Source organism: Massilia sp. 9I, from assembly GCF_902506415.1.
Taxonomy (GTDB): domain Bacteria; phylum Pseudomonadota; class Gammaproteobacteria; order Burkholderiales; family Burkholderiaceae_D; genus Telluria.
The window spans coordinates 1,196,280-1,222,455 of sequence record NZ_LR733275.1 but is presented as its reverse complement, the minus strand read 5'-3'; the positions used below and the strand labels follow the sequence as shown (position 1 = coordinate 1,222,455).

The following is a 26,176-nucleotide window of genomic DNA, read 5'->3' as shown; positions in this document are numbered from 1 at the left end:
GCTCCTCGTGGTTGCAACCGCCGGGGAAACCCTGCAACCACAAGTATGCGCTTCGGATATTGCAAACGCAACAACTTGTTGACATCGTGGCGCTGGAAACGTTTCAGTCGTGCTCGTCGTGCCCGTCTTCGCGTTCCACCCGGGGGAAGACCTTCACCAGCAGGATGCGCGGACCGTTCATTTTCTTGACCACCACGTCGAACTGCGGGAAGCCGATGCGCTGGCCCTGCTTGGGGATGTCGCCCAGCTTGGCCATCAGGAGGCCACCGACCGATTCGACGTCGTCCAGGCCCATTTCCTCGTTGTCGATGTCGATCCCGAGCAGGCGCTCGAGCGAGAAGATCGGCAGGCTGGCCTTGCCGATGTAGGTGCCGTCGGGCTGGGACATCCAGTCGTTCTCGTTCATCCGGAACTCGTCGCGGATCTCGCCCACCATCGCGCCCAGCAGGTTGTCGAGCGTGATGAAGCCGACCGGGCGCTTGCCCTTCTCGCCGATCAGGGCGAAGTGTGGGGCGCCGCTGCGGAAGCGCCGGAAGATGTCCTGCGCCTTGGTGCGCGCCGAGATGGTCTCGACCGGACGCAGGTGCTGGGTCAGGTCGGTGATGGTGCGGCCGGCCTGCTGGGCGAAGAACAGGTCCTTCAGGTGGATCACGCCCAGCACTTCCTCGCCCTCTTCGTCGAAGTAGGGATAGCGCGAGAAGCGGTTGCGGCGCACCGTTTCCATGTTTTCTTCCAGGGTGCGGCTGGCGTACAGCGCACTGACCTCGTTGATCGGCCGCATCAGGTCGGACACCGCCAGCTGGCTGAAGTCGAGCGACTGGGCCAGGATGTTGCGCTCGTCGTTGGTGAACTTCTCGCCCGGCGTGCTGGTGCGCAGGATCATCTTCAGCTCGTCGGTCGAGTAGTGGGTCTCGTGGCTGCCGCTGCCGGCCAGGCCGGCGATGCGCAGCACCATGTTGGCGCTGGCGTTGAGCAGCCAGATCGCCGGGTACATCGCCCAGTAGAACGCATACAGCGGGATGGCGCACCACAGCGCCACCACTTCGGGAATCCGGATCGCGAGCGTTTTCGGGGCCAGCTCGCCCACCACGATGTGGAGAAAAGAGATGACCGAAAAGGCCACCACGAAGGAGACGCCGTGGATCAGTTCGGGGGAGGTGACGCCCAGTAAGGCGAACACCGGTTCGAGCAGGCTGGCAAACGCCGGTTCGCCGACCCAGCCCAGGCCCAGCGAGGCGAGGGTGATGCCGAGCTGGCAGGCGGAGAGGTAGGCGTCGAGCTTGTCGTGGACTTTGCCTAGGATGCGTCCGCGCAGGCCGGCAGTCTTGGCGATGGCGCGTACGCGGGTCTTGCGCAACGTGACGATGCTGAACTCAGCCGCCACGTAGAAGCCGTTCAGCGCCACCAGGAACAGGGCGAGAACGACAAATAAAAAGTTTTCCATTGAAGAGATTTAGTTAAAAAATAGCAATAGCCGTCTCCATTGTACCGTCATGTGCCTGCCAGCACCCCCTTATGGACCGCGGAGAGGATGGCTTCCACGGCCGGGTGCTTGATCTTGCGCTCATTCGAAACGGCATAAAAGTGCTCGCGCACCTGCGGTACGCGCCCCACCAGGATGGCGCCGAACTGTTCCTCGATGTCGTGGGCCAGGGCTGCCGGGGCGAAGAACAGGCCGAGGCCGCGCCGGCCGAAGGTGTTGAGCAGGGCGTTGTCCTCGAACTCGCCGACCACGTCGGGCCGCACGCCGGAGAGCTCGAACCATTCGTCGATCTTCCCGCGCAGGGCATTATTGCGTGTCGGCAGCAGGAACGGCGCGCCGTTCAGGGAACGCGGGAAGTCCGCGCCCCAGTCCTTCGCCAGGGCAGGGACGCCGACCACGATGGTCTCGCTGTCGGACAGCAAATGGCTGAACACGCGCAAGGTCGTACCCGAGCGCACCGCGCGGTCGGTCAGCACCACGTCCAGCTTGTGCAGGGCGAGATCGGCCAGCAGCTCGTCGAATTCGCCCTCGTAGCACACCAGGCGCACCGGGCGCGGCAGCTGGGTGGCGATTTCCAGCAGGCGATAGGCGGTCAGCTTGGGGAGCGAATCCGAGATGCCGACCGTCAGCCGGGTGCGCGCGCTGTCGGCCTCGGCCATCGCTTCCTGCATCTGCTCTCCCAGAAGGAAGATTTGGTCCGCATAGGACAAGGCCAGGCGCCCGGCTTCTGTTAAGTTCAGGCGCCGGCCCTGCTGGGTGAACAAGGCCTTCCCCATCGATTGCTCGAGCTGGGCCAGCTGGGTGCTGACGGTCTGGATGGCCAGGCCGAGGCGCTCGGCGGCGCGCGTGATGCTGCCTTCCTTGGCAACCACCCAGAAGTAGTACAGGTGGCGGAAATTCGGGGGGCTATGGTTCATCTCTTCCGTTTTTATGAAGTAATTCTTCGATTATCTTCGCTTTTTCTATAAAGCTGCAAGCCCCATACTTGCGCCTGTCGGTTGAACAAATCAATAAGCCGCTAACTCAACAACAAGGGGAACGAAAACATGAAGCACTTTACGTGGTCATTCATTGTGACCGCCGTCTGTATGGCGCTCGCCGGCTGGTGGGGCTACGACCATGGCGGCATCGCCGGCATGATTACGGCGCTCGGCGTCACGGCCATCCTGTCGGTGATGGAAGTTTCACTGTCTTTCGACAACGCGGTGGTGAACGCCTCGGTGCTGAAAGGCTGGAACGAATTCTGGCTCAAGCTGTTCCTGGGCCTGGGCATGATCATCGCCGTGTTCGGCATGCGCCTGGTCTTCCCGCTGGTGATCGTCGCCGTGGCGGCCGATCTGGGCATCATGGAAGTCTGGAACTTGGCACTGAGCAATCCGAAGGAGTTCTCTTCGCACCTGACCAACCACCACGCGGAAGTGGCGGCCTTCGGCGGCATGTTCCTGCTGCTGGTTTTCCTGAACTTCCTGCTGGATGACGAGAAGGAAGTGCACTGGCTCGGCAACGTCGAGAAGAAGCTGGGTTCGCTCGGCAAGGTGTCGTCGATCTCGGTGCTGGTGTCCCTGGGCGCCCTGATGTTCGCGACCAGCTATGTGCCGGACGCGCAGCGCATGATCGTGCTGGTCGCCGGCCTGTGGGGCATCCTGGTGTACATCGGTGTCGACATGATCTCGAGCCTGCTCGAGAAGAGCGAGTCGGATGAGAACAGCAATGTCGGCGACATGGTCAAGAAGGGCGGTATCGGCGGCTTCCTGTACCTCGAAGTGCTCGACGCATCGTTCAGCTTCGACGGCGTGATCGGCGCGTTTGCGATCACCACCGACGTCGTGATCATCATGCTGGGCCTGGCGATCGGTGCGATGTTCGTGCGTTCGATGACGGTCTACCTGGTGCGCCAGGGCACGCTCGACGAGTTTGTCTACCTGGAGCACGGCGCGCACTATGCGATCGGTATCCTGGCCGTGATCATGCTGCTCAGTATGCACATGCACGTGCCTGAGCTGATCACCGGCGGCGTGGGCGTGGCCTTCATCCTGGCCTCGCTGTGGAGCTCGATCAAGCACAAGAAGAAGCACGCGGCTTTGGCTGCGTAAGGAATCAAGGGGCGCCGGGAGACCGGCGCCGGCAAGAACCGCACGCGGAGCGGCAGAACACCAGCTCCGCATGCGTATTACCCCCGGTGTTCAAGCAGTAACTTTTTAGGAGAGTCACAATCATGGCAATCAGTCTGCAAAAAGGCGGCAACGTCAACCTGTCGAAAGAAGCTCCCGGCCTGACCCAGCTGAAGGTCGGCCTCGGTTGGGACACCCGCGCCACCGACGGCGCCGGCTTCGACCTCGACGGCGCGGTGTTCCTGCTCGATGCGCAGGGCAAGGTGCGTTCGGATAGCGACTTCATCTTCTACAACAACCTGAAGTCGGCCGACGGCTCCGTGGTCCACTCGGGCGACAACCGTACCGGCGAAGGCGAGGGCGACGACGAAACCGTGTCGATCGACCTGTCCAAGGTGCCGGCCGACGTCGACAAGGTCGTGCTGGGCGTGACCATCCACGACGCCGAGACCCGCCGCCAGAACTTCGGCATGGTCAACAAGGCCTTCATCCGCTGCGTCAACGCGGCCAACAACAGCGAGATCGCGCGCTACGACCTGTCGGAAGACAGCTCGACGGAAGCTGCGATGATCTTCGGCGAGGTGTATCGTAACGGCGCGGACTGGAAATTCCGCGCCATCGGCCAGGGCTTTGCGGGCGGCCTCGGGCCTCTCGCCAAGAACTACGGCGTCAACGTCTAACAGAACCGGCATGCGGCCCGCGCATGCGGGCCGTATTTGAAAAGGAAGCCAAATGCCAGTATTTACCGTGACCGGGGATGTCGATCCCTTCCTGCATGTCTCGATGCGACGCGGCGAAACCATCTATTGCGAATCGGATGCGATGGTGATGATGGAATCGACGCTCGACCTGAAGGGCAAGATGAAGGGAGGCCTCGGCAGCGCGCTGATGCGCACCTTCGCCAACGGCGAGTCCTTCTTCCAGCAGCACATCGAGGCGACCCGCGGGGACGGCGACTGCCTGCTGTCGCCGACCCTGCCGGGCGCGATGCAGACCATCGACTGCGGTCCGAACCAGTACATCATCAGCGACGGCGCCTTTGTCGCCGCCACTTCCGGGGTAGACCTCAAGGTCCGCACCCAGAGCCTGGGCAACGCCCTGTTCGCGCAGAGCGGCGGCTTCTTCGTCACCGAGACGACGGGCAGCGGCCAGGTGGTGGTGTCGGGTTTCGGCTCGATGTCGATGCTGGAGGTCGAGCCGGGCAAGGACGCGATCATCGACAACTCGCATGTGGTGTGCTGGGACAGCGGACTGCGCTACGAGATCTCGATCACGACCGGTCAGAGCGGTGGCTTCCTGGGTAACCTGATCAACAGCCAGACCAGCGGCGAGGGCATGGTGCTCCGCTTCTCGGGCAAAGGCAAAGTCTACGTATGTTCGCGCAACCGGATGGCATTCAAAGCCTGGATGCAGGCTCCGGCGCGCTGAACCTTAAAAAACTAGGAGGAAGAACATGGCAGTTAATCTGACGAAGGGCCAGAAGATCTCGCTGGAGAAGGAAGCCGGCGGTGCACTGAGCCGTGTGACGATGGGCCTGGGCTGGGACGTGGCCAAGTCGAAGGGCTTCTTCGGCTTTGGCGGCGGCGCCGGCCAGCCGGTCGACCTGGACGCCTCGGTCGTGCTGTTCGACGAATCGAACCGCCCGGTGGACGTGGTCTGGTTCCGCCAGCTCAAGAGCAAGGACGGCAGCATCACCCACACCGGCGACAACCGCACCGGCGCCGGCGACGGCGACGACGAACAGATCGTCGTCGAACTGGCGCGCGTACCCGCCAACGTGAAGTCGCTGGTGTTCACCGTGAACAGCTTCACCGGCCAGAACTTCTCGACCGTGGAAAACGCCTACTGCCGCCTGATCAACGCCGGCAACAACCAGGAAGTGGCGCGCTTCAACCTGTCGGTGCAGGGCGCCCACACGGCCCAGATCATGGCCAAGCTGTACAAGCACAACGGCGAATGGAAGATGCACGCGATCGGCGAAAACGGCTCGGGCCGCACCTTCGACGACCTGATGCCGCTGATTACGCCGCACCTGTGATCAGCGCTTGATGAACTGAAGAGCCGGGCTTGCCCGGCTTTTTTTATGGCGCTGTCATCGCTGCGTGTAGAAATTGAACTGTTGAGCTGAGCGGCTGTCCAACCTGGATCGAATGGCCAGGAGGCACGATGAGGGCAGAAGGGTTTCGCAGCTTGCTGGGCCAGGCAGGCGCGCTTACGCGGCAACAGCGTTCGCAACTGATCGAGGCCTTGCGCCCAGCCGTTGGCCACGACCAGGTGTGCGAGGCAATCGATGACGCGCGGCCGGCGCCGCTTTGCTGCGCTGGCTGCGGCAGCAGTCGCCACTACCGCCATGGGATTGTCCGCGGTCTACAGCGTTACCGCTGCCGTGACTGCGGCCGCACCTTCAGTGCCTTGAGCGGCACGCCACTCGCCAGGCTGCGCCATCGCGCCAGGTGGCTGGACTACCTCAAGGAGATGCTCGATTCGCGCAGCGTACGTGCGGCGGCCAAGCTGGTCGGCGTGCACCGCAACACGAGCTTTCGCTGGCGTCACCGCTTCCTTGACGGACTACGTCACGACCAGCCCGAGCGCCTGGCTGGCATTGCCGAGGCCGACGAGATGTTCGTGCTCGAATCGCAGAAGGGATCGCGCCGGCTCGAGCGGCCTCCGCGCAAACGGGGCGGCGTCGCGCATCACCGGGGCATCAGCCACCAGCACGACTGCATCCTCGTTGCCCGCGATCGCAGCGGCCTGACCTGCTCTTTCGTCACGGGAAGGGCGGCGGTCACGGTAAAACAGTTACACCGACATTTGCTGCCCGTGCTCGATCCGGACATCCTGCTCGTGACGGATGGACACCGGGCTTACCGGATATTCGCCCGCGAGACGCGCATTGCGCATGCCTTTGTCAATCTACGCGCAGGAGAGCGCGTGCGCGGCGCGGTCCACGTGCAAAACGTCAATGCTCACCATCAGCGCCTGCGCAGCTGGTTGTCACGCTTTCACGGCGTGGCCTCACGCTATCTGCCGAATTACCTCGGCTGGCGCTGGGCCTTGGATGGCGAGCGCATTGCGGCGCCGGAACGCCTGTTGCACGCAGCGCTCAAGCGCTTCCACATGCAACGGTGACAGCGCCTTTTTTATGCGAGCGGCAGCCAGACCGTGAAGGTGCTGCCCTTGCCCGGTCCGTCGCTATGCGCCTGCACCTCGCCGCCGTGCAGGGCCACCATGGTCCGCACCAGCGCCAGCCCGATGCCCAGGCCTCCCTGCGAGCGGTCCGGCGTGCGTTCCGCCTGGGTGAACAGGTCGAACACCTGCGGCAGCAGCTCGCGCTCGATGCCGATCCCGGTATCGGTCACGCAGATGCGCACGCGCGACGCTTCGCGGCTCACCCGCAGCACGATCGCGCCGCCAGGCATCGTGTACTTGGCCGCATTGTTGAGCAGATTGCTCATGACCTGGACCAGCCGGGTGGCGTCTCCGTCGACGCGCGCATCGGGCGCTTGCATCTCGACCGAGAAGGCGTGCGCACGCTGGGCGATCAGCGGCCGGGACTGCTCGACGGCACTGGCGACCACCTGCTCGATGCCGATGACCTGCCGGTCGAGCTTGATTTGCCCGCGGGTCACGCGCGAGACGTCGAGCAGGTCGTTGACGAGCGAGGTCATGTGCCGTACCTGGCGCCCGATCACCTCGCTCGAGGCCCGGATCCGCTCGGGCGCGGTGGAGATCTTGAGCACTTCGGCGGCGGATGCGATGGGCGCCAGCGGATTGCGCAGCTCGTGCGCCAGCATGGCCAGGAACTCGTCCTTGCGCCGGTCCTGCTCGCGCAGCGAGGCGTATAGCCGGGCATTCTCGAAACCGTTGGCGGCGATCGACGCCAGCTGCACGAGGATGGCTTCGTCCTGCTCGGTGAAGTCGCCGTCGACCTTGTCGGAGACCTGGATCAATCCGATGTTCCCACCCTTGCGGTTGATGAGCGGCACTGCCAGCCAGCCGCGCATCGCGGGGTGGGCCGCGGCATGCGCGCCGAAGCCCTTCCAGGCCGGATGCGCTTCCAGTTCCGCCTGGGTCAGGCGCATGGGTGTGTTGGTGCGGCATACCTCGGCATAGATGCCGCTGCCATCGGTCTTGGCGCTGAACCCGGCGTAGGCGGCGTATTTGTCCGACAGCGACACCGCATTGATCGCCTGCTCCCAGTTGTCGCCGGCGGTCAGCGATACCACCGCCTGGTGGACGTCGAGGATGCCGCGCACTTCCTGCACCAGGACTTCGGCGATGTCAGGCGCCGACAGCACCGTGTGCAGCGTGCGCGAGGCGCTGGCGACCTTGGCCAGCAGTGCCGACTGGCGCTGTTCGCGGTCCAGCCGCATGGCAAGCCCTTCCTGCGCCATGACGCTGTCGTGGATGTCGCGGTTGGCGCCGACCCATTCGCGCACCTCGCCTGCGGCGTCCAGGATGGGGACACCCTTGACCGCGGTCCAGCGGTAGACGCCGTCAGCACGGCGCAGGCGGTACTCGGTTTCGAAGACCGACCTGTCGGCGACGCATTGCAGCCATACCAGCCGGGTAGGTTCGCGGTCGTCGGGATGGACCGCGTCGAGCCAGCCGAATTCCTTCCATTCCTCGTAGGTCTGCCCGGTGAATGCGCGCCATGAAGGCGAATCTTCCGCGACCCGTCCGTCGGAGGTATTGGTCCAGACGATCTGCGAGCTTGCCATCGCCAGGGTACGGAAGCGTTCTTCGCGCTCACGCAAGGCGGTCTCCGCTTCGATGCGCTCGGTAATGTCCTCGTGCATCAGCATGACTTCGACCACCGCGCCTTGCTTGTCCTTGATCGGGTGCGCGCGTGCGGTCACCCAGCGCGTCCTGCCGGGCAGGCCGAGGGCGGCGGTATCGTAGTGGATCGCCGGTATCGCGACCGATTCGCCGGCGAGGGCGCGCTCGAGGTAAGGGGTGATGCCGGCCGCCATGACCTGGGGATCACGCAGGACGTTGTATTCCCGGCTCAGCACATAACGCTTGACCTCGCTGCCTTCGAAGATTCCCCACAGGCTTTCCCAAGCCTGGTTCACACGTACCGTATAGCCGAACGGATCCAGAATCTGGATGCTGCCGGGGCCTTGCTCGAACAGTTCCTGGAACCGTACTTCGAGGTTGTCGTCGAGGTCCGCGTCGGAGGCCCTGGCCATGTCTGCACTATGGGGCATGAAAGCTTCTGGGTAGTCTGGGAAAGAGGGCGGAGGAGCCGCACGACTGCGCATGATGTCATAGTTTTGTGTCCTGCGTGCATTTCATTCCAGCCCGCTGAACGGCAGCCGGACAGCTGCGGGTCAGCTGCTGCGCATAATCGGCGCCGGCGGCTTGACAAGCACCGAGGGCATGTATACTGTATTAATCAACTAATACACAAATACACGATGACGATCCATACCGCCCAGCTGTTCTCGATAACCCCCGGTTCGACCGAGCCGATCTACCGCCAGCTCGTCGAGCAGGTGCGGCGCCTGGTGGCCGGCGGCCAGATGGCGCCGGGTGACGAGCTGCCCTCAGTGCGCGAGGTGGCGCACACGCTGGCCGTCAATCCGATGACCGTCTCCAAGGCCTACAGCCTGCTCGAGACCGAGGGCCTCCTGGTGCGCCGGCGCGGACTCGGCATGCTGGTGGCCGAGCGTCCGCGCAGCGTGCGCAGCGCCGCCGAGCGCAGTGCGCTGCTGCGCCCGACATTGGTGCGCGCCGCGCGAGAAGCGCGCGAACTCGAACTCGATCCCGACACCGTCCTGACTCTTTTCACCCACATCCTGAAGGAACAATCGTGACTGCACCCATCATCCAGATGCGCGGCGTGGCCAAGCACTTCGGCAGCGCCATCGTCTTGAACAGCCTCGACTGGGAAATACGGCAGGGCCAGGTGGTCGGCCTGCTGGGCCGGAATGGCGCCGGCAAGTCGACCTTGATGGAATGCCTGCTCGGCTTGCGCGAAACGGACGCGGGCAGCGTGCGCCTGTTCGGCGAGGATGTGTCTGCGCTATCCGACGCCACCCGCGCCCGCATGGGCTACGTGCCGCAGAAGTCGAACCTGTTCGAGTGGATGACGCCCGTGCAGATGCTGGACTACTTCAAGGCCATGTACCCGCGCTGGAACACGGTGAAGGTCGAGGCCCTGCTGGAGCGCTGGGGCTTCAACGCACTGCTCCTGAACAAGCCGATCGGCCGCCTGTCGGGCGGCGAGCAGCAGCGCCTGTCGATCATCCGCGCACTGGCGCACGACCCGGAACTGTTGGTGCTGGACGAGCCAGCCTCGAGCCTGGATCCGGCCGGGCGCCGTTCCTTCCTCGCCGAACTGGTGGACGGCGTGATCGAGCGCGGCACCACGGTGCTGTTCTCGACCCACATCCTGACCGACCTGGAACGGGTGGCGCTCGACGTCGCCTTCCTGAAGGATGGCCGCATCGCGCTGCAGGGCCAGCTCGACGACTTGCTGGAGGGCGCCCGCAACGTGACTGGCGGCACGCGTGCCGAGCCGGTCAGCCTGGAAGACCTGTTCATCGAGGTGACCAAATGAAGGCGCGCCTGCAGGACTACCGCACGCTGTGGCGCGCCGCCGTTTCGCAGTCGAATGCCTGGTCGACGCGCTTCATCCAGGCGAGCGTGTGGCTGACAGTGCTCATGCTCGGCGCCGGGATGGCGTTGACGGACGGCCCACGCACGGCGATCGCATTTTTGTGGAGCGCGGTGTTCGTGATCCTCCTGCTGAACTGGGGCTGGCGCTTCATGCCAGGGGCGGTGAAGCTCAATTCGCCTGCCAATGCCAAGCTGGTGCCGCAGATGCGCGCGCGCTTGGTTGAACTGTCCTGCATCGTGTGCATCGCTGGGATCGCCGGTATCGCGAGCGCGCCCCATGCCGACAGCACCCTCCTGGTTGGCGCGCTGTTCTGGACCGTTCTGATTACCCTTGGAACGGGGCTTGCCGCAGCCGGTCATCCGGCAGGGAGCCCGATTGTCACAGCAGGCATGTTCTGCGCCGTCTTCGCAGGAAAGCTGACGGCGACGCTGTCCAGCGTCCTGTCGCATCCAATCGTCATCCTGCTGTCGCTGCCGCTGTATGCCGGCGCGATCGTGGTGGCGGTGCGGGCCATGTTCCCGCAGGGTGGCGAGCGGCACTGGAACATGGAAGCGCGGCGCGCCCGCTGGGGCGACGCCGCCGGCAAGCGCGATCCCTTCGTGGAGCGCGTGGCCGCTGTCCATACCAAGGGATGGTACGCCGCCTCGCTGCGCCGCGACTGCGTCCGGCGCGACGGCCGGCGCCTGTTGTTGCACGCGCTCGGCCCCAAGCATCACCTGGGCGAGATGGCGGTGGCGACCTGCCTGCTGGCGGTGGTACTGGCCGTGCTGGGTATCTTCATGGGCTGGAAGGCCGGCCTCGATACGGTGCGCGGTATCGGCTGGCTGTTCGCCGCCTTGCTGCTGTTCGTGCCGCTGTCGCACAGCCTGCGCCTGGGCCAGCTGGCAGGCAGCCATCCTGCGGAACAAAGCCTGGCGCGGCTGGCGCCGGCAGCGCCGGCCTCCAGCGCCGCATTCAACCGACAGCTCGGCCGCTCGCTGCTGCTGCGCGCGCTGGCGGGCTGGCTGATGGCGAGCAGCCTGGGCCTGCTGTTGATGGCGCTCGGCGGGGCGGGGGCAAGCACGCTGCTGCTCCTGGCAGGCGTCTGCTGCCTGGCCCTGCCGATGGTCGCGCTGCCGCTGCGCGACCATGCCGCGCGCCGCAAGCAGTCCGGTATCGTGGGCATCCTGCTGGTGCTGCTGTCCTTCGCCAGCTGCCTGGTGCTCGCCACGATGACCGGCAGGATCATGGGCCTGCCGGTCATGCTGGTGGCCGTCTTCCTCGGCATCGCCGTCACCGTGTTGGCGGTGGTGCGCGGACTGCGCACGATGGAGGCAGCGCCCTGCGCGTTCCCGGCAGGGCGCATGGACTAAGGCTGCTTCAGCCGGAAACCGGCGCCGCTGCGCCGGCCGGCTGCTTCTTGCCGAGCACCAGCAGTCCGAAGGCGGTGGCGAACACGTACATGCTGACCGAGTAGATCGCCGCCGGCAGCATCAGCTGGAAGTCGCCCAGTACCGATACCGCAACAAAGATCGCCAGCGTCGAATTGTGGATGCCGATCTCGTAGCCGATCGCGATCGCGTTCGGCTTGTCCAGGCCCAGCAGGCGCGGCACGGTGTAGCCGAGGCCCAGGCTGGCGATGTTGAACAGGATGACGGCCAGGCCGATCGAGGCGAACGAGGTGCTAATGGCCGCCCATTCCTTGGCGATGGCGATCACGGCCAGCAGGGCCAGCACCGCCATCGAGAAGCGCTTCATCGGCTTGTCCATGCGTGCGGCAAAGCCCGGTGCGCGGCTTTTCACGAACATGCCGATCGCCACCGGGATCAGGACGATCACGATCACCTCGACCACTTTCGCCGTTTGCATCGGCACCACCTGGCCGCTTTTCGCGAAGGTGTCGATGGCGAAGTTGGCGATCAGGGGCAGGCTGACGATCGACAGCACCGTGTTGATGGCGGTGAGCGAGATGTTCATCGCCACGTTCCCGCCGAACAGATGGCTGAACAGGTTGGCCGAGACGCCGCCGGGCGAGGCCGCCAGCAGCATCAGGCCGACCGCGTAGATCGGAGCCACGCCCAGGCCGACGCACAGGCCGTAGCAGATCGCCGGCAGCACCAGCGCCTGCAGTACCAGGGCCAGGACCACCGCCTTCGGATGGCCGAGCAGGCGGCGGAAGTCGCCCAGGGTGAGGGACAGGCCCAGCCCGAACATGATCAGCGCCAGCGCGCCGATCAAGAGGGTAGGTAACAGGGTGATGAAGTTGCTCATGCATTGTCTCCGTTATTGTTGGTATCGGCGGTCAATGCATGGCGCACTGCCTGCCGTAATGACAGTGTAGTGCAGCTGCTGAGCAGGCAGTAGAAAAAGCCGCTTCAGCGCACGGCGTTCGCTTCCTCCAGGATGGCGCGCCAGTCGGTGTGGTACAGGGTGCCGAACAGGCGCCCGGCATTGCTGGTCGGCTCGACGCGCTTGTGCGTCAGGTTGCTCATGGTGGGCCCGCCCGCGCCGACGTAGACGGTCATGAACTGGATGTCCGAGCGCGGCCGCGACTTGTCGAGCAGGTCGGGGTTCACCACCCGGCCGCCCTGGCCGTCGTCGACGTAGAGCGGCCGGTCGGTATTCGCAATCACGAACATGTAGCCGTAGCGCAGCACCGTCATGCCCTTGTAGCTGCCCGAGGAGACGCGCGAGCCGATCTCCTCCGGGTTGTTGACGGTGATTCTCAGGCTCGGGCCTTCGCCCGGCGTATGGTAGCTGCCGTCGGGGAAGCGCTGCGTGTCCTTGTCGCTCAAGCTGATCGGGTAGGCGATCAAGGTCATACTGGCCGGAATCGCGCCGCCGTTTTCCCATCCGAAGCCGGGAATCCAGCCCAGGCTGGCGCCACGGATGTTCACCAGCGCCGGCTGTTCCATCACGCGCTGGATGATGCGTTCGAGCTTGCGTTGCAGTACCGCGTATTCCGGCTGTTTCTTGGCGCCGCTCCATTGCTTGGACACGGGACGGATGGTGCCCAGCGCGTCGGTATCCGGCGTTGCGCCGCGGGTATCGGCGTCCGGCCGGCTCCAGTAGTCGACGATGTAGTCGGCGTAGAACACGGTGCCGTCCTCCAGGCGCATGCGCTGCGGGGTGCTGCCGGCGCGCACGTACGGCGCCCTGGCGGCAGCCGGGGCGGCCGGCATGGCGTTTGGCGCGGCGGCAGGCTTGGGCGTCATTTGATTGGCGAGCGACTGCACCGCGGTGCCGACCGCCTGTTTGGCCAGGTTGTTGAGGAAGTCGTCGGCCGAGGCCGGCTGTACTGAGAAGCAGCCGGCGCCCAGCGCCGCTGCGAGGAAGAAGGCTTGTTTCATACCGATTCCGGAGTCGAGGGTTCGACTGGAAGGGTAGGGCAGCAGCCTGCTAGAAAACAGCCCCCGGGGTGGGGGATGCGCCCGGCGCGGCCACCGCCGGCTGGACTGCCGCGGGGGCGGCCGCCTCGCCGCGGGCGAAGGACAGGATGCCGCGCCCTGCGTGCTTGGAGGCATACAGCGCGTCGTCGGCGGCCTGCATCAGGCCCTCCAGGTCGGTGCCGTTGTGCGGGAACACGGCGGCGCCGATGCTGGCGCCGACCGCATTGTCCGCCGTTTTCGGGTGCAGCGAGGGGTACAGGCAATCGATCAGGCGCCGGCCGATGCTGGTGACCTCGTTGCGCGAGAATTCGCCCTCCATCAGCACCACGAATTCGTCGCCGCCGAGGCGCGCCAGGAATTCGCCGCCGCGCAGCACGGCCTGGAAGCGGATCGCCACTTCCTTCAGCACTTCGTCGCCGACACCGTGGCCATAGGTATCGTTGACCCCCTTGAAGCGGTCCAGGTCGATGGCGAGCAGGGTAAAGGGCCTGGCGCTGCGCAGGCTCTTGGCCACCAGGCGGCGCGCCCAGCGGTCGAAGAAACGGCGGTTGGGCAGGCCGGTCAGCACGTCGTGCGAGGCCTCCATGGCGAGGCGCTTGGCCAGCTCGTTGTTGCGGCGCGCCGCCGCCGACAGCCAGCGCCAGGCGTGCAGGGCCATCGCGACCACGGTCGACAGCATCAGGATCAGGATCGCCGCCGCGCGCAGCAGGCGGTCGTTGAAACCGTCCATGATGGCGTCGCGCGCCACCCGCAGGTGGGCGACTTCTTCCTGGATCAGCTGGCGCGCCTCGAGCATCTTCTGGCGCCCGAAGCCTTCGCGCACGATGTTCATGGCGGCGTCGGGGTCGCCGCGCTTCCTGAGCTGCACGGTGCGCTCGAGCTCTTCCAGCTTGCTCTCCGAGATCAGGGCCAGCTTGCGCACGTTGGACAGGAACTCCGGGTCCTGGTAGCCGGACTCTTCCGCCTGCTGCAGGTTGTCGCGCACGGCGCCACGGCCAAGGTGGTAGGGTTCGAGGTAGGCCGGGTCGCCGCTGAGCAGGTAGCCGCGCTGGCCGGTCTCGGCGTTGAGCAGGTTGATCAGCACGTTGCGCACCTGGATCCGCGCCGCATCGTTCTGGCGCAGGGCGCCCATGGATTGCCGCAAATCGAGCACTTCACGCACGAAGAAGACGCTCATCCCCAGGACGATGAAAAGCGCCACCACCAGGATGGCGGCGCTGCGGCGGATAGGCAGGGCTGGCACGACGTAGGGCGTGGGCATAACGGTAAGCGGGTGGGCTGATTACCACATGTTATCCCAACGTAAGATCATTCCTACATGAACTTGTTCTTTCAGCCACGAAAGATTTTGAACCTGTGCTAAAAGCCCAACAGTGTCGTTTTTTCGTCGACTTTCAGTGGCTGCGGCGCTGCACCAGCGCCGTGCCGACGCCGTGGCGCTTGCCCTCGCTGACCGCGGTCACGCTGCCGTCCGGGTTGAACACCAGGGCGTTGGCGGCGCCGATTTCCTCCGGATCGGCTTCCCAGCGATGGCCGAAGCGCTCCAGCGCGCGCGCCTGCTCGGTGCCGGCGAAACCGGGCTCGACCGAAGTGGCCTCGCCGTTGCGCTCCGAAATGCGCGGTGCGTTCACGGCCTGGTCCATCGGCATGCCGAGGTCGATGTAGTTGACGATGGTCTGCAGGACGGTGGTGATGATGGTCGAGCCGCCCGGACTGCCGATGCTGAAGGCCGGCTTGCCGTCCTTCAGGGCGATGGTCGGCGCCATGCTCGAGCGCGGGCGCTTGCCGGCTTCCGGCACGTTCGGGTGCGGGCCGCTGAAGTCGAAGTCGGTCAGCTCGTTATTCAGCAGGAAGCCATAGCCGGGCACCACGATGCCGCTGCCGCCCCAGGATTCGATGGTGAAGGTGTACGACACTACGTTGCCGTCCTTGTCGGAGACGGTCAGGTGGGTGGTGTGGGCATTTTCCAGCTGCAGCCGGGCCGATTGCGGACGCAGCGGCACGCTCTGGTCGTTCTGGTAGCTGTACGGGTCGCCTGCGGCCGCATCGCGTCCGGCCCGTTGCTTGAGCAATTTCCTGCGCTGGGTGGCGTAGTCCTTGGACAGCAGGCCGGCCACCGGCGCGTCGACGTACTCGGGGTCGGCCAGGTAGGCGTTGCGGTCGGCAAAAGCCAGGCGGCTGGCTTCGATGTACAGGTGCTCGGCCTGGGCGCGCGGCATGCGGCCCAGGTCATAGCCCTCGAGGATGTTGAGCGCCTCGGCCACGGTGGCCCCGCCGCTGCTGGGCAGGGGCATGCCGTAGATCTCGTAGCCGCGGTAGGTGCTGCGCAGCGGCTGGCGGATGCGCGCCTCGTAATTGGCCAGGTCGGCCATCGTCATGCGGCCGGCGCGTGCCGTCTTGCCCGGGGCAAAGGGCGGCTTGTTGACGGCCTCGACGATGGCGCGCGCGATCGGGCCTTCATAAAAGGCTTTGACGCCGCCGGCGGCGATTTCGCGGTAGGCCTTGGCCATGCCGGGGTTGCGGATCACGGTGCCCGGCTGCACGGCCTTGCCATTGCGCAGATAGAGCGCGCTGGTCGGTGCGTAGAGCTGAAATTTTCTTTCATTTTGGGTCGTTAAATGAGAGAAAATTTCAGTCACTTTGTAGCCCTTGTCGGCGACTTCGATCGCCGGCGCCAGCACCTTCTTGAAATCCATGCTGCCGTAGCGGGTCAAGGCTTCGTGCCAGCCGCGCACGGTGCCGGGTACGCCGACCGAGGCGCCGCTTGCCACCGCTGTCTCGAAGTCGACCGGCTTGCCGTTTTCCAGAAAGGCGGCCGGGGTGAAGCTGGCGGGCGCCGTTTCGCGGTGGTCGATGGTGATGACGCGCTTGTCCTTGGCCAGGTAGATCATCATGAAGCCGCCACCGCCGATGCCGCAGCTGAAGGGATCGGTCACGCCCAGGGTCGCTGCGGCGGCCACGGCCGCGTCGATGGCGTTCCCGCCCGCGTTCAGGATGCGCAGCGCCGACTGCGAGGCCTGCTCGCTGATGGTGGCGACCGCGCCTCCCGTGCCGGTAGCGACCGGCGTCTTCGCCAGTGCCGCCGGCGGCTGCAGCACGATCGACAACGTCAGCCCGCAAGCGAGCAGCGTCGCTTTCTTCATGAGTCGTCCCCCTGGCCGGCGCTTATTGCGCGTACATGTTGAAAGTTACCGGATACGAGCCTGGCGCCGCCCCCGCCATGCCGCGCGGCGGCAGCGGCGTCATGTGATCGAGTTCGATGCGCGAGCCGCGCAGGGCCGGTGACATATAGCCCGGTTTGCCCGGCACCAGGTAGAAGGCCTGCGCCACGCTGCCGATGCGCATCGTGAAGCGGTAGGCCAGGCGGCCCGGCCAGATGCAGCGCGCATTGTCGGGGCAGCGGCTGTCGTCCGCGCCCTCGTAGGTGATGGTGAGATGCCGGGCCAGCGGCAGCACCTGGTGTTCGGTGAGGGTGTAGCGCGCTTCGGGCAGGCGCTCCTGGGTGGTGGCGCAGGCGCCCAGCAGGGAGGCGGCGCAGCCGAGGGTGAGAACACGGAGCAGGGTGTGCATGCGATGTCCATCGGGTTGTTTTTTTGGAATGCCCATCATAGCAAACCTGCCGCCCCGTGGTCGCGCAGGCGCGCAGGCCGGTGTCATGCCGATGTTATCCGAGCGGTCATAAACCGGTCATATTCGGCGACTAGACTTTGCTGCGTGGTCCAAAACACACCCCCTCAACTGGAATAGGAATAACAAGCCAATGTTCAAGAAGATCCTTGCCGGCGCAGCCGCCGCACTCGTGATGTCGACTTCCTTCGCCGCCGACATGACCGGCGCCGGCGCGACCTTCCCGTACCCGATCTACGCCAAGTGGGCCGAGGCCTACAAGGCTGCCACCGGCAACGGCCTGAACTACCAGTCGGTCGGCTCGGGCGCCGGCATCAAGCAGATCAAGGCCAAGACCGTGGACTTCGGCGCATCGGACATGCCGCTGAAAGCCGAAGAGCTGGACGAAGCCGGCCTGATGCAGTTCCCGGCCATCATGGGCGGCGTGGTCGCCGTGGTCAACGTCGACGGCATCAACCCGGGCCAGCTGAAGCTGACCGGTCCGGTGCTGGCCGACATCTACCTGGGCAAGATCACCAAGTGGAACGCCCAGCCGATCGCCGCGCTGAACCCGGGCGTGAAGCTGCCGGACGCCGACATCACCGTCGTGCACCGCGCCGATTCGTCGGGCACTTCCTTCCTGTTCACCGACTACCTGTCGAAGACCAGCCCGGCCTGGAAAGAAGGCATCGGCGCCGGCACCACCGTGAAGTGGGCCGTGGGCGTGGGCGGCAAGGGCAACGAAGGCGTGGCCGCCAACGTGCAGCGCATCAAGGGCGCGATCGGCTACGTCGAATGGGCCTACGCCAAGAAGAACAAGCTGGCGCACACCCAGCTGAAGAATAAGGACGGCGCCTTCCTGCAGCCGGACGACGACGCCTTCAAGGCAGCCGCCGCCGGCGCCGAGTGGACCAAGACCCCGGGCTTCGGCGTGGTGCTGACCGACCAGGCGGGCAAGCAGAGCTGGCCGATCACCGGCGTCTCGTACATCCTGATGCACAAGAGCCAGGCCGATGCAGCCAAAGGCACGGAAGTCGTGAAGTTCTTCGACTGGGCCTTCAAGAACGGCGCCCCGGCTGCCGCCGAGCTGGACTACGTGCCGATGCCGGCATCGGTCGTCAAGCTGGTGCAGGCCAACTGGAAGGCGCAGCTGAAGGACGCATCGGGCAAGGCGATCTACTGATTCGCTGATCCTGTCCACGATTCCGGCGGCCTTGCCGCCGGATTTTCTTTGGATTCCCATGACTACGGCAAACACGATCGTCCTGGTGGTCGACGACAAGCCCGCCATCGCCGAGCTGCTCAAGTATTCGCTGCACGAAGACGAGTGGATCTGGCACAGCGTGCCGAGCCTGGCGCAGGCCTGGGATTTCATCGGGCGCGAACGCCCCGAGCTGCTGCTGCAGGAATCGATGCTGCGCCAGGAAGGCGGCATGCGCCTGCTGGCGCGCCTGCGCGGCGAGCGCCGCCTGCGCGACAAGCCGGTGATCCTGCTGGCCGCCGAATGCGGCGAAGGCGAACGCGGCACGCCGCCGCCAGTCCCCGAATTCATCCCCCAGCCGCCGCCCGACGAGGCGCCCGACGAGCGCCTGCTGTCCCTCGGCCGCCTGGTGCTGGATCCGCTCAGCTGCAGCGTCCGCGTCGGCAACCACAAAGTGGAGGTGCGCCATGCCGAATATCGGCTGCTGCGCTTCCTGCTGTGCCACCCCGGCCAGGTATTCTCGCGTGCCCAGCTGCTGGAGCACCTGTGGGCCGCGCACGACACCCTCGACCAGCGCACCGTGGACGTCCACGTGCTACGCCTGCGCAAGGCGCTTGGCCGGGCCAAGTCCCTGATCAAGACCGTACGCGGCGCCGGCTACATGCTTTCCGGTGGGTGATTGTTCTCTAGCTTATTGGATAGGGATCTGTATGGCTCTTGTACCCCAGGTGTCAATGAGTTAGCTTGCTGATTGCCAGGCAGTATAGAACCGTCAGAGTTCGGTCCGCCTCCCCCAAGCTGAAAGCGGACGCCCATGCTCATCGACGGTAGGGAATTGCCCCCTGGTACGCGGCTTCGAGCCGCGGTCTGCATAGTCGGGTCCGGAATGGGCGCCGTATCGGCCGCGCATCTGCTGGTGCAGGCCGGCGTCGACGTGCTCTTTGTCGAAGCGGGGCCGGTCCAGGCTTCACCTCGGATCGCAAGCCCGATACAGGTCGATAACGTCGGCCGCGCATTCGGCATCGCGACCAGCAGGGGACTCGAACTAGGCGGTGGAACCGCGTTCTGGCACGGTGTTTGTGCGCCGCTGGATGCCATTGATTTCTTGCCGCGTAGCTTCGTTCCGCACAGCGGCTGGCCTATCCGTCGAGAGCAGCTCGACCGGTATTATGCGCTTGCAAGAACCTTCCTTGGCGCGGATGCGCCGGCGGACCCGCCCGCTTCGCCAGCCATGCGCTTTGGCAGTTCGAGCGCTTTTCTCCAGAAAGACTACCAGTACAGGACGCCCCCTTTCCGTGGCAAGACGCTGTTGCGCCAGTGGTGCGCGCAGGGCAGGGCAAGATGCGTGTACAACTGCGTTGCCTTATGCATGCATGAACAGAACGGCAGGGCGCGCCTCCTGTCGGTCGCAAGCGCTGGCAAGCGTTTCAGCATTTCCGCAGAGTTCTTTATCATCGCAGCGGGTGCGCTCGAAACGCCGCGCTTGTTGTTGAATTCGCTGCCGTCTTCGTCGCGACTGCAGACAGCGATGCCCTGGTGGCTCGGACGTAATCTGATCGACCATCCGGTTGGATATCTTTCACAGGCCAGGTACAAGCGCAAGCTTGCGCGCTCGTCCGCGCCGGCGGGCGTCCTCCATGGAATGCAACTCGACATGGAAGTGCAGATGGAACTTGGGTTGCCAAACCATACGGCATTCCTACGGCCGGGCTTCAGCAGGCGACCCGTGCCCAACCGCGCGATCATGGCCTTCCTCGGCATTCGCGGGCCACGCGACCTCGCGCTGTCACACCTGGCGTCGCTGGTGCGGCATCCCTACATCCTGTGGCGGATCGCCAGCCAGAAACTGCGTCTTCCCGCGCGCCGCCCGTATGGCGACCTGTTCTTCATGACGGAACAGCTTCCGAACCCGGACAGTCGGGTCAGCTTGTCCGACACGCGAAGCGACCAGAGCGGCTTCCCGCTGGCGCAGGTGGACTGGCGACTGGGAGAGCAGGACCTGGCCTTGTTCGAGCGATTTCATCAACTGGCCGTAAACGCCATGCGTGCGTATCCGGACGTGGAGACGATACGGGTCGATGCGCAATCCATCTGGACCGCTTCGGTCTGTTCCGGCGCCCACCATCTTGGTACTGCCCGGATGGCCGCGGTGGAGGCGGACGGCGTGGTCGATCCCGACCTGCGGCTGTTCGGGTTCGACAATGTGTGGATCGGCGACGGCTCGGTTTTCCCGACAGCGGGCAGCGCAAATCCTTCGCTGACGATCTGTGCGCTGAGTCATCGGCTCGGGACCCACCTGCTCGGCCGGATGCAGCCAGGCTGAGGTCGGCGCAGCAGCCTGAGATGTCCGCGGTCCACGCGACCCGCGCATGTCATCACGATGACATCATGGCTGAGTAAACTGCAAGAAACTTTGCCGATCGAATCAGCCGTATGAGCATCCACGCCGTCTCCCGCACCAATCGCTACCTGGTCTTCATATGGCCCGCCCTGGCCGTGCTGCTCGCGGCCGCCCTGTGGGCCGCCACCACTGTGCGCGCCGATGCCGAGCACGCCCATGCCGAGACTCAGGCGCGCAAGGACGCCGGCGCCTACGCCGAAGCCTACGAGCAGTACATCACGCGCTCGGTCGGCCAGATGGACCAGGTCACGATGCAGCTCAAGTTCAGCTGGGAGAAGGGGAGGGACGCCGGCCTGCTGGACGAACTGCGGCGCGACGGCATGTTCACGGACGCCGCCTTCCGCGTGGTCGCGATCGTCGACCGCGACGGCATCGTCAAGGCCTCGACGCGGCCGGCGCTGATCGGCAGCGACGTTTCAAACAGCGCCTACTTCGTCCAGCACCGCAACCACATCTCCACCGCGCTGCGCATCGGCGCCGCGCCGCCGCGTTTCGCGGAAGGCGGCGAGCTGGTGATGTTCACGCGCCGCCTCGACACGCTCGAGGACGAATTCGACGGCATCGTGCTGATGGCGGTCGACGCGCGCTATTTCACCTCCTTCGTCAGTCCGGCGACCCTGGGCGCGGGCGGTGTGGTGGCGCTGGCCGGCCTGGACAGCCGCCTGCGCGCCGAGCAGCACAGCGACGGCGCCGCCTTCCTCGACAGCACGGATAAGCTGCTGCCGGCGGGCGACGGCCTATGGTCGCGCGAGCGCGGAGTGCGGCAGATCAGTGGCGCCGATGGCCAGGCGCGCGTGCTGGGCTGGCGCCATTCGAACGCCTACCCGCTGGTGGCCCTGGTGGCGCTGTCGCACGGCGCCGCGCTGGAATCGGCCGCCGCGTCCTGGGCCGACAGCCGCGACCGCGCGATCGCGATGAGCGCCTGCCTGCTCCTGCTGGGCGCCGCCGGGTCTTTGCTGGCGCGCCGCGCCGTGCTGCGCGAACGCGAGCAGGAACAGGTGCAGCGCGCCTACCGCACCGCCACCGAAAGCGGCAACGACGGCTTCTACATGGCGGCTGCGGTGCGCGGGCGCGACGGCGCAATCACGGACTTCCGCATCGTCGACTGCAACGAGCGCGGCGCCTTCTTCTACGGGATGACGCGCGCGGCCCTGGTGGGCAGCAGCCTGTCGCAGATCGACAGCGCCCTGTTCGGCGAAGCCCTGCTCGATACCTACCGCAAGGCGATGGAGACGGGTTTTTACGAAGACGACCGCAAGATGCCGGCGGATAACCGGTTGAACATCAGCTGGGGCAGGCGCCGCCTGGTGCGGGTCGGGAACGGCCTGGCGGTGACCCTGCAGGACATCAGCGAGCGCAAGGCCCACGAGAACCAGCTCGAGCGCCTGGCCAACGAGGACGTGCTGACGGGCCTGGCCACGCGCCATGCGTTTCTGGGCGCGATGCCGGCCATCCTGGCGCAGGCGCAGGAGAATGACGCGGGTCTGGCACTGCTGTTCATCGACCTCGACGAATTCAAGCACGTCAACGACACCCACGGCCATGCGGTGGGCGACCAGCTGTTGAAATCCGCGGCGCAGCGCCTGCTGTCGCTGCTGCGTCCGAGCGACCAGGTGGCGCGCTTCGGCGGCGACGAGTTCCTGGTGCTCTTGCATCCCTGCGAGGGCGAGCGCCAGGCCGCCTCGGTGGCGGCGCGCATCGTCGAGGCGTTCGGCGTGCCCTTCCTGATCGCCGACGAGCTGCACGCCGTGGGCGCCTCGATCGGCATCAGCATGTTCCCGCGCGATGGCCAGGATGCCGAAACCCTGGTGCGCCACAGCGACATCGCAATGTACGCGGGCAAGAACGAGGGCAAGGGCCAGTACCGCTTCTTCGATCCCGCGCTGTCGAACAACCTGAATTCGCGCGCGCGCCTGAAACAGCGCATGCTGGAAGCGATCGAGCGCGACCAGTTCCTGCTGCACTACCAGCCGCGCGTCGACGCCCGCAGCGGCGAGCTGCTGAGCATGGAGGCGCTGGTGCGCTGGCGGCATCCGGAACTGGGCGTGGTGCCGCCCGGCGAGTTCATTCCGCTTGCCGAGAGCACCGGCCTGATCCGGCGCATCGGCGAAGTCGTGATCGACAAGGCCTGCGCCCAGTTGGCCACCTGGCGCGAGGCGGGGGTCGCCCTGGTGCCGGTCTCGATCAACGTCTCGCCCAAGCAGTTCCTGCGCGGCGGCGTGCAGCGCCACCTCAGCAGCGCCATGGCGCGCCATCGGATTCCGGCCAGCCTGATCGAGGTCGAGATCACCGAGTCGGCCATGATGGGCGACCATGACGACATCCTGGCGGAACTGGCCTCGCTGCGCGCGCTCGGCGTCAAGCTGCACGTCGACGACTTCGGTACCGGCTACTCCTCGCTGTCGCAGCTGCAGCGCCTGCGCATGGACGTGCTGAAGGTGGACCGCGCCTTCACCACGGAACTGGGCAACTCGAAAGAAGGCAAGGTGTTCTTCCAGGCGATCGTCTCGATGGCGCACGCACTCGGCATGTCGGTGGTGGCCGAGGGCGTCGAGACCGCCGAGCAGCTCGAGATCCTGCGCGCGCTCGATTGCAACGAGGTGCAGGGCTACTTCATCGCGCGGCCGGTGCCGGCTGCCGACATGCAGGCCATGATGCAGCGCCGCTATCTGCTGGAGGCGGCCATCCCGGCCTGCCAGGCGGAGGGGTAGGGCGGCGGCGCGGGATGTGGTATCGTCTCGCGCTTGACTGGAACCTCCGTATGACTTTCACCGCTCTTATCTTCCTCGCCCTCGCGATGTCGACCGACGCCTTTGCCGCGGCGATCGCCAAGGGCGCCGCCCTGCGCAAGCCCGGCCTGCCGCAGGCACTGCGCATCGGCCTGCTGTTCGGCTGCATCGAAACCATCACCCCCCTGATCGGCTGGGCGCTCGGCTCGCTGGCCGCGGACGCGATCCGCCAGTGGGACCACTGGATCGCCTTCGTCCTGCTGCTTGGCCTGGGCGGACGCATGATCTGGCTGTCCTTCGGCAAGGACGAGGAAGAGGAGGAAGAGGGCGGTTCGCAGAACTTCCTGCTGCTGGTGCTGACCGCGGTGGCGACCAGCATCGATGCGATGGCGGTCGGGGTCGGGCTGGCCTTCGTCGACGTCTCGATCGTGCATGCGGCGATCGCCATCGGCATCGCTACCACCACCATGGTCACCATCGGCGTGCTGCTGGGCCGGCGCCTGGGTGCGGTGGTGGGCCGCAACGCGGAACGCATTGGCGGCGTGGTGCTGGTGCTGGTCGGCACGACGATCCTGATCGAGCACCTGTCGGCCTGAAAACCGCGTGCTATACTGGATCGTCATGTATTCCGGCGCCATATGAGACGAATTCTCGTCATCTTCCTGATCCTGCTGTTCCCCCTGAACGTGTTCGCACTGTCGATGTCCGCATCCACGGCGCAGCAGGGCGGCGCGCAGGAGCACGTCATGGCGGCCTTGTCCCTTGACGCCGCCCAGGATGCCGAATCGCGCGGCGACGTCGACCCCGACGAACCGCCTTCCGTCCCCGACCTCCACGACCTCGTCAACCAGGAGTGCCTGTCGCACCTGGCCGGCCCCTGCGCCGGCGCGGCTGCGCGCCATGACCCGGCCCGCCGCGGCCACGCCTTCCCGCCTCCCGTCAAACCACCCCGGCTCGCCTGATCCGGGGGCCTGAGCCCCGTCACGCGTCCGGCTTCACCGGCAGCGCCGGCAAGCCGTGCGTCCCGCATGTGTTCTCACGTTTGATAAGGCAAGAAAATGGAATGGCTATTCGACCCCACGATTTGGGTGGGTCTCTTCACGCTGGTGCTCCTGGAAATCGTCCTGGGCATCGACAACCTGATCTTCATTGCGATCCTGGCGGACAAGCTGCCGCCGCACCAGCGCGACAAGGCGCGCCTGATCGGCCTGTCGCTGGCCATGGCGATGCGCCTCGGCCTGCTGACGATCGTGTCCTGGCTGGTCACCTTGACCACGCCGCTGTTCTCGCTCGGGTCGCTGGATTTTTCAGGACGCGACCTGATCCTGCTGCTGGGCGGGGTGTTCCTGCTGTTTAAAGCCACCGTCGAGCTGCACGAACGCCTGGAAGGCGTTGCCCACACCCAGTCCGGTCCCCGGGTCTATGCCGGCTTCGCGGCGGTGGTGACGCAGATCGTGGTGCTGGACGCCGTGTTCTCGCTCGACGCCGTGATCACGGCGGTCGGCATGGTCGACGAACTGGGCGTCATGATGGCGGCGGTGATCATCTCGATCGGCATCATGATCCTGGCCTCGAAGCCGCTGACGCGCTTTGTCAACGCCCACCCGACCGTGGTGGTGCTGTGCCTGAGCTTCCTGCTGATGATCGGCCTGAGCCTGGTAGCCGAGGGCCTGGGCTTCCACATCCCGAAGGGCTACCTGTATGCGGCGATCGGCTTCTCGGTCGTGATCGAGACCCTGAACCAGTTCGCGCGCCGTAACTTCCTGAAGAACGAGGCGCGCCTGCCGCTGCGCGAGCGTACCGCCGACTCGGTGTTGCGCCTGCTGGGCAAGCACCAGCGCGTCGCCGAGGAGCCGGCCCCGGACGAGACGGTGGCGGCGCAGGATGCCTTCGCGGTCGAGGAACGCAACATGGTCAGCGGCGTGCTGACCCTGGGCGACCGCTCGGTGCGTTCGATCATGACCCCGCGTTCCGAGATGTCCTGGGTGAACCTGGCGCAGGCCCCTGCGCTTATCCTGCAGCAGTTGCAGGAGACCCCGCACAACCAGCTGCCGGTGTGCCGCGGCGACGTCGACGACGTGCTGGGCGTGGCGCGCACCAAGGACCTGATCGGCGCGCTCTTGACGCACAAGCAGATCGATGCAAGCGACGCCGGCCTGCTGAGAACAGCCATCTTCCTGCCCGATACCGCCGGCGTGCTGAAAGCCATGGACACGCTCAAGCGCGCCCACGGCCAGCTGGTGCTGGTGGCCGACGAATACGGTGTGGTCCAGGGCCTGCTCACCCCGATCGACCTGCTGGAAGCGATCGCCGGCGAGTTCCCCGACGAGGACGAGCAGCCGGCGCTGCGGCCGCTGGGGCCGGACGCCTGGGAGGCGGACGGCACGGCCGACCTGCACCTGCTGGAGCAAGTGCTGGAGACCGACGCGCTGGTAGGCGAAGACGCCGACTACAGCTCGCTCGCCGGCTTCCTGTTGGGACGCTTCGAGACCCTGCCGAGTGTGGGCGATGCGGTCGAGGCCGACGGGCTGCGCTTCGAGATTCTCGCCGTCGAGGACCGCCGCATCGCCCGCGTCGCGATCCGGCGCCTGGTGCAAGAAGCGGCACCGGCGCAGGAGAAGTAAGCCATTCGCCTTTTTACTCTTGTTTTTG

The 26,176-nt window shown here is 65.7% G+C and carries 23 protein-coding genes; 15 read left to right on the top strand and 8 right to left on the bottom strand.

Annotated features, from left to right (window positions below; all coding sequences use genetic code 11):
* Nucleotides 1-103: 103 nt before the first annotated feature.
* Both GV068_RS05500 and GV068_RS05495 read right to left on the bottom strand, forming a co-directional pair.
* Nucleotides 104-1,444, bottom strand: coding sequence for a hemolysin family protein (locus tag GV068_RS05500; protein ID WP_159696377.1), 1,341 nt, complete (start codon nucleotides 1,442-1,444; stop codon nucleotides 104-106).
* Nucleotides 1,445-1,491: 47 nt separating this feature from the next.
* On the bottom strand, nucleotides 1,492-2,400 hold the full coding sequence (locus tag GV068_RS05495; RefSeq protein ID WP_159696376.1) for a LysR family transcriptional regulator: 909 nt from the start codon (nucleotides 2,398-2,400) through the stop codon (nucleotides 1,492-1,494).
* A 129-nt stretch (nucleotides 2,401-2,529) separates the two neighbouring features.
* Between GV068_RS05495 and GV068_RS05490 the strand changes: the two genes are divergently transcribed.
* The 5 genes from GV068_RS05490 (at nucleotide 2,530) to GV068_RS05470 (ending at nucleotide 6,723) form a co-directional block, all read left to right on the top strand.
* Nucleotides 2,530-3,576 (top strand): DUF475 domain-containing protein, encoded by a 1,047-nt coding sequence (locus GV068_RS05490; RefSeq protein WP_159696375.1) that lies wholly within the window; start codon nucleotides 2,530-2,532, stop codon nucleotides 3,574-3,576.
* A 122-nt stretch (nucleotides 3,577-3,698) separates the two neighbouring features.
* Complete coding sequence (locus GV068_RS05485) at nucleotides 3,699-4,274, top strand: TerD family protein (RefSeq protein ID WP_159696374.1); 576 nt, start codon at nucleotides 3,699-3,701, stop codon at nucleotides 4,272-4,274.
* A 52-nt stretch (nucleotides 4,275-4,326) separates the two neighbouring features.
* The gene (locus GV068_RS05480) at nucleotides 4,327-5,022 is read left to right on the top strand and encodes a TIGR00266 family protein (protein WP_159696373.1); all 696 of its coding nucleotides are present in this window, start codon (nucleotides 4,327-4,329) and stop codon (nucleotides 5,020-5,022) included.
* Nucleotides 5,023-5,047: 25 nt separating this feature from the next.
* On the top strand, nucleotides 5,048-5,632 hold the full coding sequence (locus GV068_RS05475; RefSeq protein WP_159696372.1) for a TerD family protein: 585 nt from the start codon (nucleotides 5,048-5,050) through the stop codon (nucleotides 5,630-5,632).
* A 128-nt stretch (nucleotides 5,633-5,760) separates the two neighbouring features.
* Nucleotides 5,761-6,723 (top strand): IS1595 family transposase, encoded by a 963-nt coding sequence (locus GV068_RS05470; RefSeq protein ID WP_159696371.1) that lies wholly within the window; start codon nucleotides 5,761-5,763, stop codon nucleotides 6,721-6,723.
* A gap of 11 nt (nucleotides 6,724-6,734) precedes the next feature.
* Here GV068_RS05470 and GV068_RS05465 read toward each other — a convergent pair whose 3' ends face one another.
* The gene (locus GV068_RS05465; protein WP_159696370.1) at nucleotides 6,735-8,804 is read right to left on the bottom strand and encodes an ATP-binding protein; all 2,070 of its coding nucleotides are present in this window, start codon (nucleotides 8,802-8,804) and stop codon (nucleotides 6,735-6,737) included.
* A gap of 210 nt (nucleotides 8,805-9,014) precedes the next feature.
* On the opposite strand from GV068_RS05465, the gene GV068_RS05460 reads away from it, so the two are divergent.
* Genes GV068_RS05460 through GV068_RS05450 form a run of 3 tightly spaced genes read left to right on the top strand, consistent with a single transcriptional unit; the run spans nucleotide 9,015 to nucleotide 11,571 of the window.
* On the top strand, nucleotides 9,015-9,413 hold the full coding sequence (locus GV068_RS05460; protein ID WP_159696369.1) for a GntR family transcriptional regulator: 399 nt from the start codon (nucleotides 9,015-9,017) through the stop codon (nucleotides 9,411-9,413).
* The gene (locus GV068_RS05455; protein ID WP_229463773.1) at nucleotides 9,410-10,159 is read left to right on the top strand and encodes an ABC transporter ATP-binding protein; all 750 of its coding nucleotides are present in this window, start codon (nucleotides 9,410-9,412) and stop codon (nucleotides 10,157-10,159) included. The genes GV068_RS05460 and GV068_RS05455 overlap by 4 nt, the downstream gene beginning before the upstream one ends.
* Complete coding sequence (locus GV068_RS05450; RefSeq protein ID WP_159696368.1) at nucleotides 10,156-11,571, top strand: hypothetical protein; 1,416 nt, start codon at nucleotides 10,156-10,158, stop codon at nucleotides 11,569-11,571. The genes GV068_RS05455 and GV068_RS05450 overlap by 4 nt, the downstream gene beginning before the upstream one ends.
* A gap of 7 nt (nucleotides 11,572-11,578) precedes the next feature.
* Here GV068_RS05450 and GV068_RS05445 read toward each other — a convergent pair whose 3' ends face one another.
* The 5 genes from GV068_RS05445 to GV068_RS05425 all read right to left on the bottom strand — a co-directional run bounded on the left by GV068_RS05445 (nucleotide 11,579) and on the right by GV068_RS05425 (nucleotide 17,157).
* Nucleotides 11,579-12,469, bottom strand: coding sequence for a bile acid:sodium symporter family protein (locus GV068_RS05445; protein WP_159696367.1), 891 nt, complete (start codon nucleotides 12,467-12,469; stop codon nucleotides 11,579-11,581).
* 104 nt (nucleotides 12,470-12,573) lie between these two features.
* Nucleotides 12,574-13,548 carry a hypothetical protein gene (locus GV068_RS05440; RefSeq protein ID WP_159696366.1) on the bottom strand — a complete coding sequence of 325 codons (975 nt, stop codon included), beginning with the start codon at nucleotides 13,546-13,548 and terminating at the stop codon, nucleotides 12,574-12,576.
* A 49-nt stretch (nucleotides 13,549-13,597) separates the two neighbouring features.
* Nucleotides 13,598-14,830, bottom strand: a complete 1,233-nt coding sequence (locus GV068_RS05435) for a diguanylate cyclase domain-containing protein (RefSeq protein WP_159696365.1) — start codon at nucleotides 14,828-14,830, stop codon at nucleotides 13,598-13,600.
* 151 nt (nucleotides 14,831-14,981) lie between these two features.
* On the bottom strand, nucleotides 14,982-16,730 hold the full coding sequence (ggt, locus tag GV068_RS05430) for a gamma-glutamyltransferase (RefSeq protein WP_159696364.1): 1,749 nt from the start codon (nucleotides 16,728-16,730) through the stop codon (nucleotides 14,982-14,984).
* A gap of 22 nt (nucleotides 16,731-16,752) precedes the next feature.
* Nucleotides 16,753-17,157 (bottom strand): hypothetical protein, encoded by a 405-nt coding sequence (locus GV068_RS05425; protein WP_229463771.1) that lies wholly within the window; start codon nucleotides 17,155-17,157, stop codon nucleotides 16,753-16,755.
* A gap of 190 nt (nucleotides 17,158-17,347) precedes the next feature.
* Between GV068_RS05425 and pstS the strand changes: the two genes are divergently transcribed.
* The 7 genes from pstS to GV068_RS05390 all read left to right on the top strand — a co-directional run bounded on the left by pstS (nucleotide 17,348) and on the right by GV068_RS05390 (nucleotide 26,148).
* On the top strand, nucleotides 17,348-18,376 hold the full coding sequence (pstS, locus tag GV068_RS05420; protein WP_159696362.1) for a phosphate ABC transporter substrate-binding protein PstS: 1,029 nt from the start codon (nucleotides 17,348-17,350) through the stop codon (nucleotides 18,374-18,376).
* 58 nt (nucleotides 18,377-18,434) lie between these two features.
* A complete protein-coding gene (locus tag GV068_RS05415; protein ID WP_159696361.1) occupies nucleotides 18,435-19,073 on the top strand; it encodes a response regulator transcription factor in 639 nt (212 codons plus the stop codon).
* Nucleotides 19,074-19,280: 207 nt separating this feature from the next.
* On the top strand, nucleotides 19,281-20,717 hold the full coding sequence (locus GV068_RS05410) for a GMC oxidoreductase (RefSeq protein ID WP_229463769.1): 1,437 nt from the start codon (nucleotides 19,281-19,283) through the stop codon (nucleotides 20,715-20,717).
* A gap of 110 nt (nucleotides 20,718-20,827) precedes the next feature.
* Complete coding sequence (locus GV068_RS05405; RefSeq protein WP_159696359.1) at nucleotides 20,828-23,506, top strand: EAL domain-containing protein; 2,679 nt, start codon at nucleotides 20,828-20,830, stop codon at nucleotides 23,504-23,506.
* Nucleotides 23,507-23,556: 50 nt separating this feature from the next.
* On the top strand, nucleotides 23,557-24,120 hold the full coding sequence (locus GV068_RS05400; RefSeq protein ID WP_159696358.1) for a manganese efflux pump MntP family protein: 564 nt from the start codon (nucleotides 23,557-23,559) through the stop codon (nucleotides 24,118-24,120).
* A gap of 42 nt (nucleotides 24,121-24,162) precedes the next feature.
* Nucleotides 24,163-24,486, top strand: a complete 324-nt coding sequence (locus GV068_RS05395; RefSeq protein WP_159696357.1) for a hypothetical protein — start codon at nucleotides 24,163-24,165, stop codon at nucleotides 24,484-24,486.
* A gap of 96 nt (nucleotides 24,487-24,582) precedes the next feature.
* On the top strand, nucleotides 24,583-26,148 hold the full coding sequence (locus GV068_RS05390; RefSeq protein ID WP_159696356.1) for a TerC family protein: 1,566 nt from the start codon (nucleotides 24,583-24,585) through the stop codon (nucleotides 26,146-26,148).
* Nucleotides 26,149-26,176: the final 28 nt, after the last annotated feature.

Bases quoted from the DNA above. Each gene is read 5' to 3' on its own strand.
- GV068_RS05395 (WP_159696357.1), top strand. From the start codon at position 24,163: ATGAGACGAATTCTCGTCATCTTCCTGATCCTGCTGTTCCCCCTGAAC.
- GV068_RS05445 (WP_159696367.1), bottom strand. From the start codon at position 12,469: ATGAGCAACTTCATCACCCTGTTACCTACCCTCTTGATCGGCGCGCTG.
- GV068_RS05405 (WP_159696359.1), top strand. From the start codon at position 20,828: ATGAGCATCCACGCCGTCTCCCGCACCAATCGCTACCTGGTCTTCATA.
- GV068_RS05450 (WP_159696368.1), top strand. From the start codon at position 10,156: ATGAAGGCGCGCCTGCAGGACTACCGCACGCTGTGGCGCGCCGCCGTT.
- GV068_RS05390 (WP_159696356.1), top strand. From the start codon at position 24,583: ATGGAATGGCTATTCGACCCCACGATTTGGGTGGGTCTCTTCACGCTG.
- GV068_RS05490 (WP_159696375.1), top strand. From the start codon at position 2,530: ATGAAGCACTTTACGTGGTCATTCATTGTGACCGCCGTCTGTATGGCG.
- GV068_RS05440 (WP_159696366.1), bottom strand. From the start codon at position 13,548: ATGAAACAAGCCTTCTTCCTCGCAGCGGCGCTGGGCGCCGGCTGCTTC.
- GV068_RS05485 (WP_159696374.1), top strand. From the start codon at position 3,699: ATGGCAATCAGTCTGCAAAAAGGCGGCAACGTCAACCTGTCGAAAGAA.
- GV068_RS05475 (WP_159696372.1), top strand. From the start codon at position 5,048: ATGGCAGTTAATCTGACGAAGGGCCAGAAGATCTCGCTGGAGAAGGAA.
- GV068_RS05400 (WP_159696358.1), top strand. From the start codon at position 23,557: ATGACTTTCACCGCTCTTATCTTCCTCGCCCTCGCGATGTCGACCGAC.
- GV068_RS05495 (WP_159696376.1), bottom strand. From the start codon at position 2,400: ATGAACCATAGCCCCCCGAATTTCCGCCACCTGTACTACTTCTGGGTG.
- ggt (WP_159696364.1), bottom strand. From the start codon at position 16,730: ATGAAGAAAGCGACGCTGCTCGCTTGCGGGCTGACGTTGTCGATCGTG.
- GV068_RS05410 (WP_229463769.1), top strand. From the start codon at position 19,281: ATGGGCGCCGTATCGGCCGCGCATCTGCTGGTGCAGGCCGGCGTCGAC.
- GV068_RS05465 (WP_159696370.1), bottom strand. From the start codon at position 8,804: ATGCCCCATAGTGCAGACATGGCCAGGGCCTCCGACGCGGACCTCGAC.
- GV068_RS05470 (WP_159696371.1), top strand. From the start codon at position 5,761: ATGAGGGCAGAAGGGTTTCGCAGCTTGCTGGGCCAGGCAGGCGCGCTT.
- GV068_RS05480 (WP_159696373.1), top strand. From the start codon at position 4,327: ATGCCAGTATTTACCGTGACCGGGGATGTCGATCCCTTCCTGCATGTC.
- GV068_RS05425 (WP_229463771.1), bottom strand. From the start codon at position 17,157: ATGCACACCCTGCTCCGTGTTCTCACCCTCGGCTGCGCCGCCTCCCTG.
- pstS (WP_159696362.1), top strand. From the start codon at position 17,348: ATGTTCAAGAAGATCCTTGCCGGCGCAGCCGCCGCACTCGTGATGTCG.
- GV068_RS05500 (WP_159696377.1), bottom strand. From the start codon at position 1,444: ATGGAAAACTTTTTATTTGTCGTTCTCGCCCTGTTCCTGGTGGCGCTG.
- GV068_RS05415 (WP_159696361.1), top strand. From the start codon at position 18,435: ATGACTACGGCAAACACGATCGTCCTGGTGGTCGACGACAAGCCCGCC.
- GV068_RS05460 (WP_159696369.1), top strand. From the start codon at position 9,015: ATGACGATCCATACCGCCCAGCTGTTCTCGATAACCCCCGGTTCGACC.